Origin of the sequence: Mycobacterium ostraviense (assembly GCF_002705925.1) — a bacterium.
Classification (GTDB): Bacteria; Actinomycetota; Actinomycetes; order Mycobacteriales; family Mycobacteriaceae; genus Mycobacterium; species Mycobacterium ostraviense.
The window spans coordinates 3,765,514-3,782,201 of the sequence record NZ_NKRE01000001.1; the positions used below are offsets into that span (position 1 = coordinate 3,765,514).

General features: G+C 65.9%; 15 protein-coding genes and 1 pseudogene. 9 read left to right on the top strand and 7 right to left on the bottom strand.

What is annotated here, in order from left to right; genetic code table 11:
- Positions 1 to 480: zinc ribbon domain-containing protein (locus CDN38_RS30985; protein WP_233428401.1), on the top strand; the 480-nt coding region annotated here is incomplete at its 5' end.
- Between the two features lie 64 nt (positions 481 to 544).
- Here the strand turns inward: CDN38_RS30985 and CDN38_RS17585 are convergent.
- Entirely contained in the window at positions 545 to 1,720 is a 1,176-nt protein-coding gene (locus CDN38_RS17585; protein ID WP_075512295.1) for a serine hydrolase domain-containing protein, read from the bottom strand.
- The gene (locus CDN38_RS17590; RefSeq protein ID WP_099319419.1) at positions 1,717 to 3,198 is read right to left on the bottom strand and encodes a biotin carboxylase; all 1,482 of its coding nucleotides are present in this window, start codon (positions 3,196 to 3,198) and stop codon (positions 1,717 to 1,719) included. Before CDN38_RS17590 ends, CDN38_RS17585 begins: the two co-directional genes overlap by 4 nt.
- Before the next feature lie 286 nt (positions 3,199 to 3,484).
- Here CDN38_RS17590 and CDN38_RS17595 point away from each other — a divergent pair, with 286 nt between their 5' ends.
- The 4 genes from CDN38_RS17595 (at position 3,485) to CDN38_RS17610 (ending at position 8,056) form a co-directional block, all read left to right on the top strand.
- A complete protein-coding gene (locus CDN38_RS17595) occupies positions 3,485 to 4,087 on the top strand; it encodes a TetR/AcrR family transcriptional regulator (RefSeq protein ID WP_036420174.1) in 603 nt (200 codons plus the stop codon).
- A 119-nt stretch (positions 4,088 to 4,206) separates the two neighbouring features.
- The gene (locus CDN38_RS17600; RefSeq protein ID WP_051508310.1) at positions 4,207 to 4,653 is read left to right on the top strand and encodes an MmpS family transport accessory protein; all 447 of its coding nucleotides are present in this window, start codon (positions 4,207 to 4,209) and stop codon (positions 4,651 to 4,653) included.
- Positions 4,650 to 7,580: an MMPL/RND family transporter gene (locus CDN38_RS17605; protein WP_075512294.1), complete on the top strand. Its 2,931-nt coding sequence runs from the start codon at positions 4,650 to 4,652 to the stop codon at positions 7,578 to 7,580. The genes CDN38_RS17600 and CDN38_RS17605 overlap by 4 nt, the downstream gene beginning before the upstream one ends.
- A 2-nt stretch (positions 7,581 to 7,582) precedes the next feature.
- A complete protein-coding gene (locus CDN38_RS17610) occupies positions 7,583 to 8,056 on the top strand; it encodes a hypothetical protein (protein WP_099319420.1) in 474 nt (157 codons plus the stop codon).
- Here the strand turns inward: CDN38_RS17610 and CDN38_RS17615 are convergent.
- Genes CDN38_RS17615 through CDN38_RS17630 form a run of 4 tightly spaced genes read right to left on the bottom strand, consistent with a single transcriptional unit; the run spans position 8,053 to position 12,296 of the window.
- Positions 8,053 to 9,330 (bottom strand): amidohydrolase family protein, encoded by a 1,278-nt coding sequence (locus tag CDN38_RS17615; protein WP_075512292.1) that lies wholly within the window; start codon positions 9,328 to 9,330, stop codon positions 8,053 to 8,055. The two genes, CDN38_RS17610 and CDN38_RS17615, sit on opposite strands and share 4 nt — an antisense overlap.
- Positions 9,331 to 9,346: 16 nt before the next feature.
- A complete protein-coding gene (locus CDN38_RS17620; protein WP_075512291.1) occupies positions 9,347 to 10,561 on the bottom strand; it encodes an amidohydrolase family protein in 1,215 nt (404 codons plus the stop codon).
- 2 nt (positions 10,562 to 10,563) lie between these two features.
- On the bottom strand, positions 10,564 to 11,364 hold the full coding sequence (locus CDN38_RS17625; protein WP_075512290.1) for an acetoacetate decarboxylase family protein: 801 nt from the start codon (positions 11,362 to 11,364) through the stop codon (positions 10,564 to 10,566).
- The gene (locus CDN38_RS17630) at positions 11,361 to 12,296 is read right to left on the bottom strand and encodes an SDR family NAD(P)-dependent oxidoreductase (RefSeq protein WP_075512299.1); all 936 of its coding nucleotides are present in this window, start codon (positions 12,294 to 12,296) and stop codon (positions 11,361 to 11,363) included. The genes CDN38_RS17625 and CDN38_RS17630 overlap by 4 nt, the downstream gene beginning before the upstream one ends.
- A gap of 97 nt (positions 12,297 to 12,393) precedes the next feature.
- Between CDN38_RS17630 and CDN38_RS17635 the strand changes: the two are divergent.
- The 4 genes and pseudogenes from CDN38_RS17635 to fni all read left to right on the top strand — a co-directional run.
- Positions 12,394 to 12,855: pseudogene (locus tag CDN38_RS17635) on the top strand (lyase family protein); the annotation flags it as partial.
- 35 nt (positions 12,856 to 12,890) lie between these two features.
- Entirely contained in the window at positions 12,891 to 13,376 is a 486-nt protein-coding gene (locus CDN38_RS17640; protein WP_075512288.1) for a lyase family protein, read from the top strand.
- A gap of 269 nt (positions 13,377 to 13,645) precedes the next feature.
- Positions 13,646 to 14,617, top strand: coding sequence for a hypothetical protein (locus tag CDN38_RS17645; protein ID WP_099319097.1), 972 nt, complete (start codon positions 13,646 to 13,648; stop codon positions 14,615 to 14,617).
- 365 nt (positions 14,618 to 14,982) lie between these two features.
- Entirely contained in the window at positions 14,983 to 16,008 is a 1,026-nt protein-coding gene (gene fni / locus CDN38_RS17650; RefSeq protein WP_180276425.1) for a type 2 isopentenyl-diphosphate Delta-isomerase, read from the top strand.
- On the opposite strand, the gene CDN38_RS17655 is transcribed toward fni, so the two are convergent.
- Positions 15,968 to 16,603, bottom strand: a complete 636-nt coding sequence (locus CDN38_RS17655; protein WP_075512285.1) for a MarR family winged helix-turn-helix transcriptional regulator — start codon at positions 16,601 to 16,603, stop codon at positions 15,968 to 15,970. The two genes, fni and CDN38_RS17655, sit on opposite strands and share 41 nt — an antisense overlap.
- Positions 16,604 to 16,688 lie beyond the last annotated feature (85 nt).

A 16,688-nucleotide genomic window follows, 5' to 3' on the forward strand; every position in this document is an offset into this window, starting at 1 on the left:
ACACTGGCGGTCAAGAACATGATGCGCCGCCCGAAACCCAAACCCGACCCCGACAATCGCGGCGCGTTCCTGCCCAACGGCGCCGCCGCCAAAACCGGACTCAACCGGGGATTGGCTGATGCCGGCCTTGGGGAGATGTTTCGCCAACTCGACTACAAAACACGCTGGTATGGATCGCATCTGGTCAAAGCCGACAGATGGTTGCCCAGCTCAAAAATGTGTTCCGGCTGTGGTGTGGTGAAAACCAAACTGCACCTGGCCGAACGGGTGTATCACTGCCAGCACTGCGGCCTTGTGATCGACCGAGACCGTAACGCCGCTATCAATTTGGCGCACCATGCGCCCAAGGCTACGGCGCCGAGTACCGGCGTCGTTACCGGTGGAGCCGACCGTAAGACCCAGCCTTCGGGCACAGCGGGTGGCAATGAAACCGGAACCGTTTCTGAACGGAGTGCCCACCCGAAAGGACGGGCTGCCTGAAATGCCAGTCATACAAACACTCACATTTCAGGTAACGGGAACTTCGGTTAGCTTGAACGAACCTCTATCTGGTGATCCCAGCCAGTTCGTGTGCCACCGCATCGAATGCGCCCAGGGTGGCTAACATGTGCGGCTCATGCGAGTGCGGCTGGGTGGATAACTTGGCGGCGACCATCTCGGCGGCGCGGTTGACGTAGATCATCTGACCACACATGCCCAGGCACAGCACGACGTTGCTGCCCGGGTAGGGAAACCACACTTGGTTGCGATACATCCCGCCGGGCAGTCCGGTGTCGTCGGGGCTGGCGGCGAACGCCTGACGCGAGTCCGGCCCGCCGTCGAGGGTGTCGGCGATCCACGCCGCCGGCACCACCTGCTGCTCGGTCAACGAGACACCGTCGCGCAAGAACAGCGACCCGAACCGGATCAGGTCGGTAAGACAGGCGTTGATACCGCCGTCGAAAAAGCCACAGCCGACCGCGTCTACCCCTATGGTGGCGTCGCATTGGGCGCCGATGCGGCTCCACAGCAGTTCCGATATCAGCTCGGGCATTCGCTGGCCGCCGGCGACCTCGCAGATCCAGCCCAGCACATCGGTTTCACACGAGCGATATTCGAAAGGGCCGCCGTGGGCCGACTTGCGCCGCAAGGTCAGTAGGAAGTCGTGCAGCGTGGCGGGCGCATGTGGATTGCTCTTGGGCGCCCACCCCATGGCCTGGTCGAGAAGGTGTATCTCCGCGGCCGGGTCGCAATAGTTTTCTGAGAACGCGATACCCGATCTCATGTCCAGCAGTTGGCGCACCGTCGCGCCGGCGTAGCCGCAGTTCGCCAAGGGGGGAATGAACGCCGTGACCGGCGAGTCAAGCTCGATCGCGCCGGCCCCGTGCAGCGCGCCGACCACTGCTGCCACCAGCGACTTGCTCACCGAGAACAGCAGGTGCCGGGTCTGGGTCCCCATGCCGTCGAGGTATTCCTCGGCCACCATCGACCCGCGGTAGGCGACGGCCCACCCGTCGGTAGCGGTGGCGGCCATCACCGCGCCAACGGTGGTGACCACCCCGTGAGTGCTGGTCACCCGGATCTCGGCCAGCGGAGCAGTGGCTGCGGGCAACGTGGCGGCCGGTCCGGTCCCGCGCGAGATGACGGCGGTCGGCACGAAGTCTTCGACGTGCTGAAATGACCAATGCGAATAGGGCGCCGACAGCCAGTTACCCAGTGAGATACCGGCCGGGCCGCTCACGCTCGTGCGACGAGCCGCGAGACGATCGGCGTAGCCGGCGCCAGGGGGGTTGAGGCGAACTTCGCCCTGAGGCCCTTGACCCAGCGCCGGCAGCGCTCCGTGAGCTGGTAGTCGTCGGTCTGCAGGTGCCCGCGGGTGACGAGCACGCCGAGCTGGGCGCCCTCACAGCGCAAGTCGCCAGGCGCCGCGACACGCATGTAGAAGGCCTCGGACCCATCGAGCAGCGTGGCCCAGTCGTTGGCAGGGCGCGCAAACGAGACACGTCCGTCGTCGTCGATGCGCCACACCCCGGTGCGTGGGGTCGCGGTGAAGAGCTCGACATCCGGCGAGGTCTCCGAAATTATCAGCTGACCCCAGACCTCGTCTTCGCCGTAGCCGCGCTCCCAGCGGGAGTTGATCTCAGCGATGTCGAGCTCGTACTCCACGTCCAGGTACTCCAGCAGGTGGAAGAGGAACAGCGGCATGTCGGCGTAGGCCTCGGTGGTCAAGTTCGTCATCGGGCTCGCACCGGACAGGCGCGGGTTCACCTCGCCGAGGTAGAGCTCGCCGGAGTCCAGGTCGTGCAACAGGTCGACTTCGAAGTAGCCGCGGTACCCCTCGCGGCTCAGGATGTCGCCCAGTTTTCGCACCATTTCCCGCGCGGCGTGCGTCTGTGCAGGAGGCAGCACCTCGCGCCAGACGTCGTTGCCGCACCAGCTGCCCTTGCCCGGAGTCAGCTCCGGGTAACCGACCAGACTGGTCATCGCCGGGCCGATCACGGTGCCGTGGCGGGTCACGGTGCCTTCGATGCACACCTCGACATTTCGGATCCGCTTCATGATCTTGACTTCCTGCCCGGCGAGGTCTCCGGCGTGATCGTCCCAGTCGCGCTGGCCGCGTACGAAGAACACCGTGCTGCCGGCGTCGCCATAAGCGGCCACGACAACGAGGTCGTCGCCCAGCCCGGCGTTCTGGGCGAGCGCCGACAGCTCGTCGTAGGAGCCGACCCGCCCGATCACGTGCGGCACGCTCGGCACGCCCGCCTCGTCGGCCAGGCGCGTCATGACGAGCTTGGAGCCCAGCCGATGGCGCAACTCCACGGGAGGGTGCATGACCTCCAGCCCCGCCTGGCGCGCGAGGGCCTGGGTTTCCTCATCCATCATCACGAAGCAGGCCTTGCCACCGGGCCCTCGGCCCGCGATGAACTCGAGTGTCTCGGGATCGCGCAGCAGGTGGTTGCACACATCCCCCATGGACCCGAAATCGATGCGGTCGCGACGCCGGGGCACGAACACACGCGAATGTACGCCCTCGAACGAGTCGAAGTAGGTCAGGTAGAAGAAGTTTCGCACCCAGCGGTCGATGCCCAGCAGGTTGAACGGGGTCGGCGAGATGAAGTACAGCGGCACGGTATTGGTGTGAAAGAACGCGCGTACGTCCGAGAGGCCGTTCAGGAGGCGGCGCGGCTCGGGCTGCGGCCCACCGGCGGGCGAGATCACGCGACCCGCGGTGACGTCGATGGCCGGACCCGGCGCCGGCACGGCGGCGGCGGCAGGAGCGCTGCGGTCGGCGCAGCAGCGGTGAGCTGACATACGTCCATGCGACAAGTGTGCACCTGGCCACATGCCCTGGCAGCGCGAGGGGAAGTTCGCCATCGGACATGTCGTCCTCAATCCGGTCCGCCGGTTGGGCTTTCACCGATGCTTGACGGGCACGCTATTATTCCGTGCATACGGAATTCTGCGCAGACGGAATTATGGTGTCGATAACGGCGGGAGCACCGCTATGACAAGGCGACGTCGGCGCTCTGGCCGGCGGCCGGGCCCGAACACCACGCGGGCGCTGATCGAGGACAGTGCCCGCAAGATGTTCGCCGAGCTGGGCTACGAGCGCACCTCCCTGCGGCAGGTGGCGTTGCAGGCCGGCGTCGACCCGGGGTTGGTCAGCCACTACTTCGGCAAGAAACGCGACCTGTTCCTGGCCGTGGTGGAGTTGCCCTTCGACCCGGCCGAAGTCATCGACAGCGTTATCTCCGGTGATCACGACACCGCCGGGCTGCGGCTGGCCATGGTGGTGCTTGACCTGCTCGACGACGAGATCCGGCGCCAGCCGATGATGGGCATGATCCGTGCGGCGACCGCCGAACCGGAAGCCGCCCGGTTGGTGCGTGAATTTCTGACGCGCAACATCATCGCGCCCATCGCCCGCACGTTGGGTTCTGCGGATGCCGACTATCGCGCAGGGCTGGTGATGTCGCAGATCACCGGTATCGCGCTGGCCCGCTACATCGTCGGCGTCGAACCCCTGGCCTCACACCCGCGCGAACGTGTAGCCGCCGACCTCGGGGTCACCCTGCAGCGCTACCTCCTCGGCGTCCTGACCGCGTAGTACTCGCCGCCCAACACCGAAGGGAGATCGATGTGTACTGCAGCCCGGATTGCGCCAATCGTCGTTATGGCGACGGTCGCCGCCGTGACTATCTCAACGGTGTCTCGAAAAGGTAACCGATGACCGGGATTACGGTTGCCCGTCTGCTCATGCGGCGGTGGACGCTGGTAGTCGCGGTGGTGGTGATCGCGGTCGCGGGGTTTTGCGTGTACCGGCTGCACGGTGTCTTTGGTTCTCACCACAATGTCTCGGCCGGTGGTGCGCTGCCCAACGACACCGCTGCATTCAACCCCAAGCACGTGGTCATCGAGGTCTTCGGCGCTCCGGGGACCGTGGCAACGATCAACTACGTCGATGTCAACGCGCAACCACAGCGGGTCAACGATGCTCCGCTGCCGTGGTCTTATGACGTGACCACCAGCCAGCCTGCGGTGTTCACCAACGTTGTCGCCCAGGGCAATAGCGATTTTCTGGGCTGCCGCATCACCATTGACGGCGATGTGAAGGACCAAAGAACGGTCAACACCTTGAATGCCTACACCTACTGTTTGGAGAAGTCTGGATGAGTGCCCCTCACGTCCAAGACAATTCGTTGGTACGCAGGGTAGCGCAGACCATCCGCTGGTGGTCGGTGCCGATCGTGTTGGGATGGCTGCTCATTGCGGTGCTCACCAATGTCTATGTCCCGCAATTAGAGGAGGTCGGCAAAGCCCACAACGTCGGGCTGGCCTCACCGGATGCGCCGTCGCTGAAGGCGATGAAACGCATGGGCAAGGTCTTTCACGAATACGACTCGGACAGCGCGGCGATGATCGTCCTGGAAGGTGATCACCCGCTAGGGGCCGATGCGCACCGATATTACGACGTGTTGGTTCGCAAGCTTTCCGCTGACAAAAAACACGTGCAACACATCCAGGACTTCTGGGGCGATCCGCTGACGGCGGCGGGCTCGCAGAGCAATGACGGCAAGGCTGCCTACGCGCAGGTCTTTCTGGCTGGTAACCAGGGCGAGACATTGTCGCTGCAGTCCGTCGATGCGGTGCGTGACATCGTGGACCACACGATGCCGCCGCCCGGCGTCAAGGCCTATGTCACCGGCGCGGCGCCACTGTTCGCCGATCAGCTCTCGGTCGGCAGCAAAGGCATTGCGAAGGTCACCCTGATCACTATCGGGGTCATCATCACCATGTTGCTGTTCATCTACCGGTCGATCGCGGCCGCGATCGTCGTGCTGCTGACTGTCATGATCGAATTGACCGCGTCGCGAGGCATTGTCGCCCTGTTGGGAAACTTCGGAATCATCGGGCTGTCGACGTTCTCGACCAATCTGCTCACGTTGCTGGTCATCGCGGCGGGCACCGACTACGCAATATTTATCCTGGGCCGTTACCACGAGGCGCGCCACGCCGGCGAAGACCGCGAAACGGCTTTCCACACCACGTACCGCGGGACCGCGCATGTGATCTTGGGCTCGGGGCTGACGGTGGCCGGCGCGGTGTTTTGTCTGAGCTTCACCCGGTTGCCGTATTTCCAAAGCATGGGCCCCCCTGGCGCCATCGGCGTGCTGGTCGCATTGACTGCCGCGCTTACCCTGGCCCCCGCCGTGCTGACGGTTGCCACTCTTTTCGGTCTGCTGGAACCCAAACGCGCGATGCGCACCCGGGGATGGCGGCGCATCGGCACCGCCATTGTGCGGTGGCCCGGCCCGATTCTGGCGGTGACGGTCGCGGTCGCCCTCATCGGTCTACTCGCCCTGCCTGGCTATAAGACCAGCTATGACGAGCGCCCATATCTGCCCGCTGACGCCCCGGCCAACGCCGGCTACGCCGCCGCCGAACGGCACTTCTCCCAGGCCCGGCTCAACCCCGAGCTGCTGATGATCGAAACGGACCACGACCTGCGCAACCCTGCGGGCATGATCGTGCTGGAGCGGGTGGCCAAGGCGATCTTTCACACCCGAGGCATTGCCCAGGTACAGTCCATCACCCGCCCGTTGGGCACCCCGCTGGATCACAGCTCGATCCCGTTTCAGATCAGCGCGCAAAGCATCGGCCAAATCGAAAACCTGCCCTATCAGCAAGCCCGCGCTGCCGATCTGCTCAAACAGGTCGCCGAGATCGACAGATCCATCGCGATCCTCAAGCAGCAGTACGCGCTGCAACAAGAGGCGAGCGCGGCCACTGCGGAACAGACCCAAGCGTTTCACCAAACGGTCGAAATAGCGAAAGAACTGCGCGAGAAGATCGCCAATTTCGACGACTTCTTTCGGCCGCTGCGCAGCTACTTCTACTGGGAGCGGCACTGCTTCGACATCCCGTTCTGCGCGGCGCTGCGCTCCATCTTCGACGCTCTGGACGGGATCGATGCGCTCACCGACCAATTGGGAAATGTCACGTCGAGCCTGGACAAGTTGAATGCCATCCAGCCGCAACTGCTCGCCCTGATTCCGTCCCAGATCGTCAGCCAGCAAACCAACCGCGATCTGGCGATGACCAATTACGCCACGAATTCGGGTATCACCGCCCAAAGCGAGGCGGCTCTGCAGAACGCGACCGCCATGGGACAAGCGTTCGACGCCGCCAAGAACGACGATTCCTTCTATCTGCCACCCGACGTTTTCACCAACCCCGAATTCCAGCGCGGCCTCAAACTTTTCCTCTCGCCCGACGGGAAGGCGGCCCGCATGATCATCACCCACAAGGATGACCCTGCGACCCCCGAAGGCATCTCGCACATCGACGCCATCCGCAGCGCCGCCGAGGAGGCCGTCAAGGGCACCCCCCTGGGCAACGCCGACATCTATATCGGCGGCACCGCCTCAACCTATAAGGACATCAGCGAAGGCTCGAAATACGACCTGATGATCGCCGGCATCGCCGCGCTGAGCCTGATTCTGCTCATCATGGTGTTCGTCACCCGGAGCCTGGTGGCCGCCCTGGTGATCGTGGGCACGGTGGCGCTGTCACTAGGGGCGTCGTTCGGGCTATCGGTGCTGGTGTGGCAAGACATCCTGGGCATCAAGTTGTTGTGGATCGTGCTCGCGCTGTCGATCATCCTGCTCTTGGCGGTGGGATCGGACTACAACCTGTTACTCATTTCCCGATTCAAAGAGGAGATCCATGCCGGACTCAACACCGGCATCATCCGCGCCATGGGCGGTTCTGGCTCGGTCGTCACCTCCGCGGGCTTGGTGTTCGCCGCCACGATGGCCTCCTTCGTGTTCAGCGACCTAAGAGCGATCGGCCAGGTCGGCACCACCATCGCCCTGGGCCTGCTATTCGACACCCTGATCGTGCGAGCATTCATGACCCCGTCGATCGCAGCGCTGCTCAGGCGCTGGTTCTGGTGGCCCCAACGGGTGCGTCCCCGACCCGCCAGCCAGATGCTGCGACCGTACGGACCCCGTCCCGCGGTTCGTCAACTGCTGCTGTGGGACGACGACGAATGGCCCACGCCCAAAGGCGACGAGTTCGCAAGGGAGCGAAATAAATGAGCCTGAGTTTATTTGGTTGTCTGACAATATTTTCGTTCGTGGCAGAGCTGGTTTTTGCTGTTTGCGCTTTTGTTTTCGTAAGACGGCTTCTGGCGCGCGAACCTACTCCGATGAGCGAAAATGTCGGAAGTGTCAGAATGGTCTTGAGTAAGCTGCGCAAAGGCGAACCGATGTCGGAGGACGAGTTGGATTTTGCGACGCAGGTTATCGCGGATCGCAGGTCCTTGCTGGCATACTCCATCCCCGCGGCCATCTTCACCATCGGATGCTTGTATGTCTTCGGCAGCCTTGAACAATTGCATGGCCGCACCCCCTCACTGCGAACGTTTATCGGGGTGCTACCCATGTTGGGGGCGATAAACCTGACTGCTCAGCTACACCGGATCGCGATCTTGAAAAGGCGGCTGCCGAGTGCTCGCAAAACAGCCGCACCGGTTGCGCAGTCAGGTCAACGCGAGGCGGAGTCGAATTTCTAGCTCTCCACCAGCTCGGGCAACGGCTCCGCCCCCGTCAGCCAGTGGCGTCCGGCCTGCCGGGCCGCCTCCCACTTGGGGACGCTCACCGCGTCGTCCTGTCCCAGGTCCTCGGGCGTCGGGCCGATGCGCTCGGCCAGGCCGGCCAGCGCGCCCAGGTCGAAGTTGTACACCTGCGCTGCCGCCAGGCCCAGGATCTGCCGGGTCTCCGCCACCGGGATGTCCCAGAACGAGCGCTTCAGCCAGTCGCGGGTGTGCGGCCAGGTCCCTTCCGGATGGGGAAAATCGTTGCCCCACAGCATGTTTGACACACCGATCTCGTGGCGCCGCGCCAGTTCCCGGCGCTCGGTGGTGGTTGCCCCGATAAAGCAGTTGCGGTCGAAGTACGCCGAGGGCGGCATTGTCAGATCGCCTTCCATCCGCCGGCTCATCTTCTTGGCCGAGTGCTCACGCAGATACCGCGTGTCCATCAGCCAGAGCAGGTCGCTGGCCCAAAACGCGCCGCACTCGGTGGCTCCCCAGCGCAGCCGGGGGAAGCGTTCGAAAACCCCGGACCACAAGGCGAACCACAGCGGCCGGGCGCCCCACCAGCGCACCTCGGTGACATAGATGCCCAGGTGCCCTCCGTAGTCCTCCTGCGGGGCGGCGCCGACGTGGGTGTGTACCGGCATCTGCAGGTCCTGGCAGGCGGCCCAGACCTTGTCGTAGCGACGGTCGTGGTAGGGCGGGTAGCCGGCCCAGCGCGCCGGGATCATGATCCCGCCCCGCAGCCCGGACTCAGCGGCCCGGGTGATTTCGGCCACCGCCGCATCGATGTCCGCGAGTATCGGCACGACCGCCACCCCGGCCCGCCGCTCGGGGCTGTGGCTGCACAGCTCGGCCAACCAGCGGTTGTGGGCCCGCGCCCCGGCCATCGCCCGGCCCGGGTCCAGGTCCCCCGACTGGGCCAGGCCGGCGCCGAACGGGGCCCCGGCGACCCCGCTCACGGCGTCGGCATCGGGGAAGATGACCTCGCCGACCACCCCGTCGCCGTCGAGTTCTTTGTCGCGCAGACCTACATCCCACCCGCCGGCGATGCCGTCGCCGTGCTCGGAGAACCACTGCTGCGCGAACTGCTCGTCGATCAATCCGCCGACCTGCGACGCGGCCGCCTTCTCGACCAGGTAGGCCTCGAAGTCCTCGCGGTATTCCGGGTCGACGTACTCGCGGTACCGTTCGGTCGGCAACTCGGCGTGACAATCTGCGGAGATGATGACGTAAGGGTCCCGGGTGTTCATGAATAGGGTCCTTTCGCTACCAGGCACGGATGGGGTCGGGCTCGAAGGCGGTGCTGCTCGCGTCGGCGGGCACGGCCGTCAGCGGCTCGGCGACTTCGGCCACGGTCGGGCCGATCCTGTCGGCCAGCGGTGCGAGGGCCTCGAGGTCGAAGCGGTAGACGGCGGCCGCGTTCCCGCCGACCATGGCCGCCACCTCGTCGGCCGGGACGTCGCTGAAGGTGTGGCGCAGGGCCTCCCGGCTGTAGGGAGCGGTCCCCTCCAGGTGCGGATAGTCGCTTGCCCACATGATCCGGTCGACGCCGATTCGGTGGCGCTGGGCACACTCGACCGGGCGCAGGAAGCTGGCACCGGTGTAACACTGGCGGGCCCAGTACTGGCTGGGTTTGAGGGGCAGCGAGCCGGCGGTGGGGCCGGCGAAGCGGGCGATCGCCGAGTTCGCTCGCCCGAAACGCGCGGCCGCCACGTCGAGCGAGTCGAGCGTCGCCGGTATCCACCCGGTGCTCTGCTCGGTGAAGACCACGGTGAGGTCCGGATGGCGATCGAGTGCGCCGCTGAAGATCAGGTGCCACAGCGCCCGGTGCGACCACCAATGGGCCTCGTACACCCACACCGCGAACGAGCTGCCCCACCCGTCGGTCGGGGTCGGTCCGGCGTTGCCGCCGTGGTGGTTGACCACCACGCCCGCCTCCTCGCATGCCGCCCACAGCGGCTCCCAGTGCTCGGCGTATAGCGGGGGGATGCCGGTACCTGGGGCGACGCCGGGCAGCAACACGCCGCCGCGCAGCCCCAGCTTGGCGATCTGGGCCAGCTCGGCGACGGCTTCGTCGAGGTCCCCGAGCAGGATCTGGCCCACTCCGGCGCGCCGCTGGGGCGACAGGGAGCAGAAGTCGGCCAGCCAGCGATTGTGCGCGCGCAGGCCGGCCCATCGCAGCTCGAGTTCCCGGGCGGTCTCGGGTGCCGGAGCGGCCAGGCTCCCGAGCGGAAAGAACGGCGGCACGGTATTGGGGAACAGGACCTCCCCCGCGATGCCGTCCTCATCCAGCTCGCGGTTGCGCCGATCGCTGTTCCAGTTGCGCTCGGCGTCGGGCTCGGTGAGGTCGCCGAACGGGTTCACGAATGTTTGTGCCCAGCCGTCGAATTCGTCCCGGTATTGCGGATCGAGGTACTCGCGGTAGTCGAGCAGGTCGGCGCCGGCGTGGCAATCGGCCGAAATGACGGTGTATCGGTCCATGGCTATACCCACGCCGGCTCGGGGGCCGGGGACGCCGACAGAACCGGGTCGTCGTAGCGCTGGTGCACGTAGGGCAGCAGCCACTCCTGTGGCACCCGCTCGGCGATCCTGGCCACCTGGACGGTGCGCCGGCGGCACCAGGTGATCGACCTGATCTGGCGGATCACGATGTCGGCCACCGGGTCCACCGGCGACTCGCCCAACTCGAGGGTGCCCTCGATGTTGTCCAGCAGCTCGTAGTGCCGGTGGTACTCGCCGTAGACCAGGTGGGGGTCGGTGATGCCGTTGCCGTCGGGGGAACGCAGGAATTTGAAGTAGAACTCGGTGTCGACCTGGTCATCCGGCAACTCCGCCGGGCCGGTGACCCGGCCTTTCAGTGTGATGAGCCGATAGCCCAGCCGCTCCACGGTTGCGGTGATGCGGTCACCGTCGCGCTGCACCTCGATTCGGCCCAGTTTCTTGGGCTCGCCGAACGTTTCGCGCCCGCCCGTGACCGATTGCTCGGTCGACTGGGGCATGAAGAGGGGATAGTCGCCCCGGAGCTCGCCATGGCGGGCGGTGACCGAAAACACCGCCGAGCCGAACGGCGGCCTGCCGTCTATCCGGACCCGCAGAAGCTGGACCCGCACCAACGGTTCGTCCGCCGGCTCCAGCGGCTTGGGCAGCACGGCCGCGACAATCTCCGGATCGGTGAGGTAGGTGACGGTCACCGCCTCGGTGGTGATGGGAGCCTTGGTGAGGTCGATCTCGTGGTCCACTTGCGCCTGGGGTGGGCGGGGACCATATCGGACTGCGGTGCTCAACGTTGCGCTCCTTCGGTTTCTTGCTTCCCGGCATGCCGGCTGAGGACGTCGACCAGGTAGTCGGGGTTGGCGCGGGCCATGATCGATGCGGCTTTGCGGCTCACGACCTCGTCGGCGGATGTGGGTGGACCCATCACCCAGAAGCGGTCCGCCCGGATCCCCTCAACCAGCTGGTCCGCGACTGTCTCGAGCGGGGTGAACTCGACGCCGTGGCCGGCAGCCTCGAAGCGGTCCACGACCGCCGCCAGAGTCGGCTCGGGTGTCCGGCGTTGCTGGGTCGCGGCGTAGCGCTCCGGCCGGTGCCGCCAGGACTCCCAGATCCCGGTGTTCAAGAAGCCGCTGGGAAAAAGGACATGCGCCCGAACCCGCGTCCCGGTCATCTCCAAGTGGTTATAGAGGCTCTCGGTCAGGCAGAGCACCGCGGCCTTGGTCATCGGGTAGACGGCATTGGCCGGGCCGCCCAGGGCGCCCCGGGCGATCGGCGCGAACCCGCCGTTGCCCGAACAGGTGTTGACCACGTGTCCCTCGCCCTGCTCGAGCAGGATGGGCACGAAGGCCTTGATGCCGTGGATGACGCCCAGCACGTTGACGTCGATTCCCCAGCGCCAGTCGGCAAGGTCGTGTTCCCACAGGTAGCCCTCGGAGACCCCGCCGGTGCCGGCGTTGTTGCAGACCACGTGCACCGCGCCGAAGTGGCGGAGCGTCTGCTCGGCCAGCGACTCGACCGAGGAATAGTCGGTGACATCGGTGACCACCCCGGCCACCTCGATGCCCGCGTCCGCGAGTTCGCGGGTCGCCGCGTCCAACGGCTCGGCGAGCACGTCGGCCAGCACCACCTTCATGCCCTCCTGGCCGAAACGGCGGCCCATGGCCCGGCCGATGCCTCCGGCTCCGCCGGTGACGACCGCCACCTTGCCCTGAAGGTCCCTCATCGCGGCCACCGTCACATGGTGGCGCATATCGACTCAATCCGTCGCGTAATTCGCCCATTATCGTGAACGGCCGGTTTCTTGGCTAGCAACCAAGCACGGCAGCGCAGTGATGGTCGGCCGCAGCCAGCTGCAGCACGCTTTACCGATCACGTTCGGCTACCGCGTGGCGTCGTGGACCGCGCCGCTGCTGCGCCATCTGGACCGGCTCGCCGAGTTGCGGCCCCGGGTCGCGATGGTTCAGCTCGGCGGCGCCGTCGGCAGCCTCGCCGCGATGGCGCCGCACGGCCCGGAGATTCGCCGCGAGCTGGCCCGGCGTCTCGGTTTGGCCGCGCCGTCGATCAGCTGGCACGCGACCCGTGATCGCTTTGTCGAGGTCGTCGCGTGGGCTGCACAGGTGGCGGCCTCGTTGGGCAAGATCGGACTCGACATCGTCGTGGGTTCCCAGACCGAACTCGCCGAGCTGAGCGAGCCCAGCGCACCCGGCCGCGGCGTCAGCAGCACCATGCCGCAGAAGCGCAATCCCATCGGCTCACACAGCTCATCCGGGCCGCACGGCTGACCCGCACGTACCTCGATCTCGCCCTCGATGCCGCCGTGGCTGACGCCGAACGGGCAACGGCCGTCTGGTCCCTGGAGTGGCACTCGGTGGCCCCGGCGCTGGCCGTCTGCGGCGGCGCCGTATGCACCGCGGCCGACGTGCTCGCCGGGCTGCACGTGGACGCCGCGGCGATGGCGGCCAATCTCGACCGGACCCACGGGCTGATCATGGCCGAATCGGTGATGATGCGGTTGGCGCCGGTGCTCGGCCGCCAGGCCGCCCACGACCAGTTGGAAGCGCTGGTCACCGCCTCCCTCGAGAGTGGCGAGTCGTTCGCCACTCTTGTTGGGCGCCGCGACCCGAAGCTGGCCGACGCCGTGACACCGGCCGGTTATCTCGGGCACGTCGACGAACAAACCGTCGCCGTCATGTCCGAGGCGGCCGCACGAGTGGGCGGACAGATATCGACGCAGGGCAACTCGACCGGACCTCGATCGCCGCTGAGGAACTTGTCAGGGGCGAAAGGCGCAATGGCTGAGTAGGTTTCGGGTCAGTCGGCGACGCCGGCGGTGACCCGCGCATCGGGTGCCGGTGCGGGCGGGCTGGGTTGCATGTCGTGCTGTCTTGCGCAGTTGCCGGCTGGTCAGCACCCCGGCGGCAGGATGTCGTAGCCGACCACCAGTGCGTCCGCGGCTAGAGTCCAAACCCGTCCTTCATTGACCGCCTCGCCCAACAGCTCATCCTCGGGGCATCGGGGCGTCCGCCGCACGATCCCGAGCCGGACCTAGGCTTGGCCGAATACTGTCAAGCCATGGTTTCGGACGCCGTCGGCGCCCTCACCGCCCTCGTCGATGCGAGTGCCATGTTGCTGGTGCCCGCGATGATGGGATTCTCGACGGTGCTGTGCTTGGCGCGGGCGCCGAGCCCGCTGACGCTGGTTGCCATCCACGAGTACCTGGGACGCGCCAAGGTTTTCGACCGCATCTGGCTGCTCGCCGCGTTCGGGTGGATCGGTTGGGCTGCCGTGCGGGGCTGCGCGCTTGGCTGGACCGTCGCGGCCGGAGCCGCCGCGATGGCGTTGGCAGGCCTCCACTTTTGGCTGACGGGGCCGCTGCGCCGGATACTGGCGCCGTGGGTCGGGGCAATACTGAGCGCTGGCCCGGTGACAACAGTGAGCGAGGGCGGGCTGCTCATCGCTCGTCGTCGAACTCGCGAAGACACTCCCGCCCTGCCGATCGACTGGGCTGTCCGAACACTCGCGTTCGTGCTGCTCGCCTGTACCGTGCTCTTCTTCAGCGTCGCGCTCATCGCGGAGCCGTCGTCATTCGGCCTGGCAGTCCTGGTCGGTGGCTTCTGGCTCTCGCTCGGCGTGATCTGGTTCGACTTGGCTCAGGACGTGTGGCCCGGCACGACCTCAGCGGCCCGCCTCGCCCAGTGCTCCCGGTACTACGTTCAGATGTTCGAGCAATGGAAGAACATCGGAGTGCTCGTCGGCTTTGGCACCGTCATGATCGGCGCACCCATCGCTTGGGCGACCGGGCGTGCTGGTGCCCCCGTGCTCGCGTTTCCGCTGTGGATCGGGGCCTGTCTTGCCTACGCGGTCTTCCACAACCAGGTGTTGCACCGCATTGGATGGAGTCGGAGCCGGGTGCCGTTGCCGGTGTCGGTGAACGAATACAGTGCGACGCATCCGCTGTGGGCCCATTCCTTCACCTTGATTCACGTCGTGATGGCCGTCGCGCTGCTGGCCGGCCTCGTCGCGCTGCACCCGGTTCACGCCTAGCTCAGGTTCGCCCGCGGCTGGGCAGCGATTCGGCCGTTTCCCGCTACTGCATACCCGGCGCTCCGGTGGGCGGTCCGCCGTTCAGCTCGACGCGGGCCGCACCCCACCAAGCACATCATCTGCACGGTCTCGGCCATCGGCTGCCAGCTTCGACCCGTGATCGTTGACGGTGTAGTTGCGAAGGTCTTACACCCATGAGAACCCGGCACGAGAGCGGTCATCCCCTGGTCGCCGCCTGCTTAACATTTCAATCTCTTAACAAAAATTGACTGACCGCTAAGCTACGCTGGGACGGCACCTGACAAGTCGATGAGGATCGCGATGACAACATCTGTCGGTGTCCCGTGACGACCGATCCGGCCGAAATGGGGCGTCGCAAACGCCGCCACATCGATGTATGCCTCAACGACGACGTCAACTTCGCCGGCGTAACGACCGGGCTGGAGCGTTATCGCTTGCCGTTCAACGCCTTGACCCAAACCAGCCTCCACGACATTGACATGTCGGCCGACTTCTTCGGGGCGCGCCTGCGTGCGCCGATCCTCATTGGTGCAATGACCGGCGGCGCCGAGCTGTCGGCAACAATCAACCGCAATTTGGCGACCGCGGCGCAGCGACTTGGTCTGGGGATGATGCTCGGATCGCAGCGGATCATGCTGGACAGGTCGAGGGGGGAGCAGGCCGCAGCCAGTTTCGAAGTGCGTGACGCGGCCCCGGACGTGCTGCTGATAGGCAACATCGGCCTGGCGCAGCTGACGAAAGCCGCCGTGCCCGACATCAGCAACGCCCTGGACCGGGTAGGAGCCAATGCCCTTGCGGTGCATGCCAACTCGTTACAAGAGGCCATCCAGGGCAACGGGGACACCGACTTCACCGGATCGCTGCAACGGCTATGCGATGTCGCCGGCGCGCTGGACTGCCCGGTTTTGCTCAAGGAGGTGGGCCATGGTATCGGCGCTCGGGCGGTCGCGCAGTTGACCCAGCTGCCCGGCGGTTTGCCGGTGTCGGGTATCGACGTGGCCGGCGCCGGGGGCACCTCGTGGTCGAGAGTCGAGCAGCTGGTTCGCTACGGTGAACTGCGCTACCCGGACTTGGCCGACTGGGGCATACCGACGGCCCAGGCGATCGTCGAGGTGCGCCAAGCGTTGCCGACGATTTCGCTGGTCGGCTCCGGCGGTATCCGCACTGGGATGGACGCGGCCAAAGCGATCGCCCTCGGTGCGGACGTGGTTGCGATGGCTCGTCCGCTGCTGGCTCCCGCGATTGAGTCCGCGGACGCCGTCGAAGACCGGCTGCAACGGTTCATCGAGGAGCTTCGTATCTGCCTGCACTGCTGTGGCGCAACGGATCTCAACGCGCTGCGCGCCGTCGGCGTGACCCCGATCCGGTAGCCGGCCCCGGCTCGGCCGCTGTCGCTTTCGACGGCGGTTTTCGCCGCCCGCCGGGCGCCGCCTTAGAAGATTTCTTGGCCCGCGCCGACGACTCCGCCGGCGATGGGTACAGCTCGCTTTCAAATGCCGACATGCCCGCGATCATCGCCGCGAATACCTTGTGGGCACTGCGCAGATCCCGGTCAGGCAGCTCGGCCAGGGACGCGCGGAGATGTTCACCCAGTGGCCTGAAGAACTCGTGAGCCAACTCCATGCTGCCGTCCTGCAGCCGCAGCAGCGACCTGCGGCGGTCCTCGACATCCGGCTCACGGCGGATGTGTCCGGCGTCGATCATGCGATCGGCAAGATAGGTAATGGCCGCCGCTGATACGTCCAGGCGCTGGCTGAGCTGGGCCGGTGTCAACGGTGTGCCCGCTGTCTCGGCGACCATGAGGTGCAGCAGGGCATGAAAGTCGCCGTGGCTCAAATCGTTCTGCCGGGCATAGTAGCGGCCGACTCGGTCGGAATGAGCGGTGATCGTCCGGAGGTCGGCCGACAGCAGCCTCTCCAGCTCAGCCCGAGTCGGCTGTCGATTCGCAGCGACGCGCTTGGTCACTTGCCTGCATCCTTCATGGCGATAAGGCGATAGCTTAGCCGGTGCCCTTTCACGTGGTCCTCGACGCAGTCCTTAATAGTCTTAA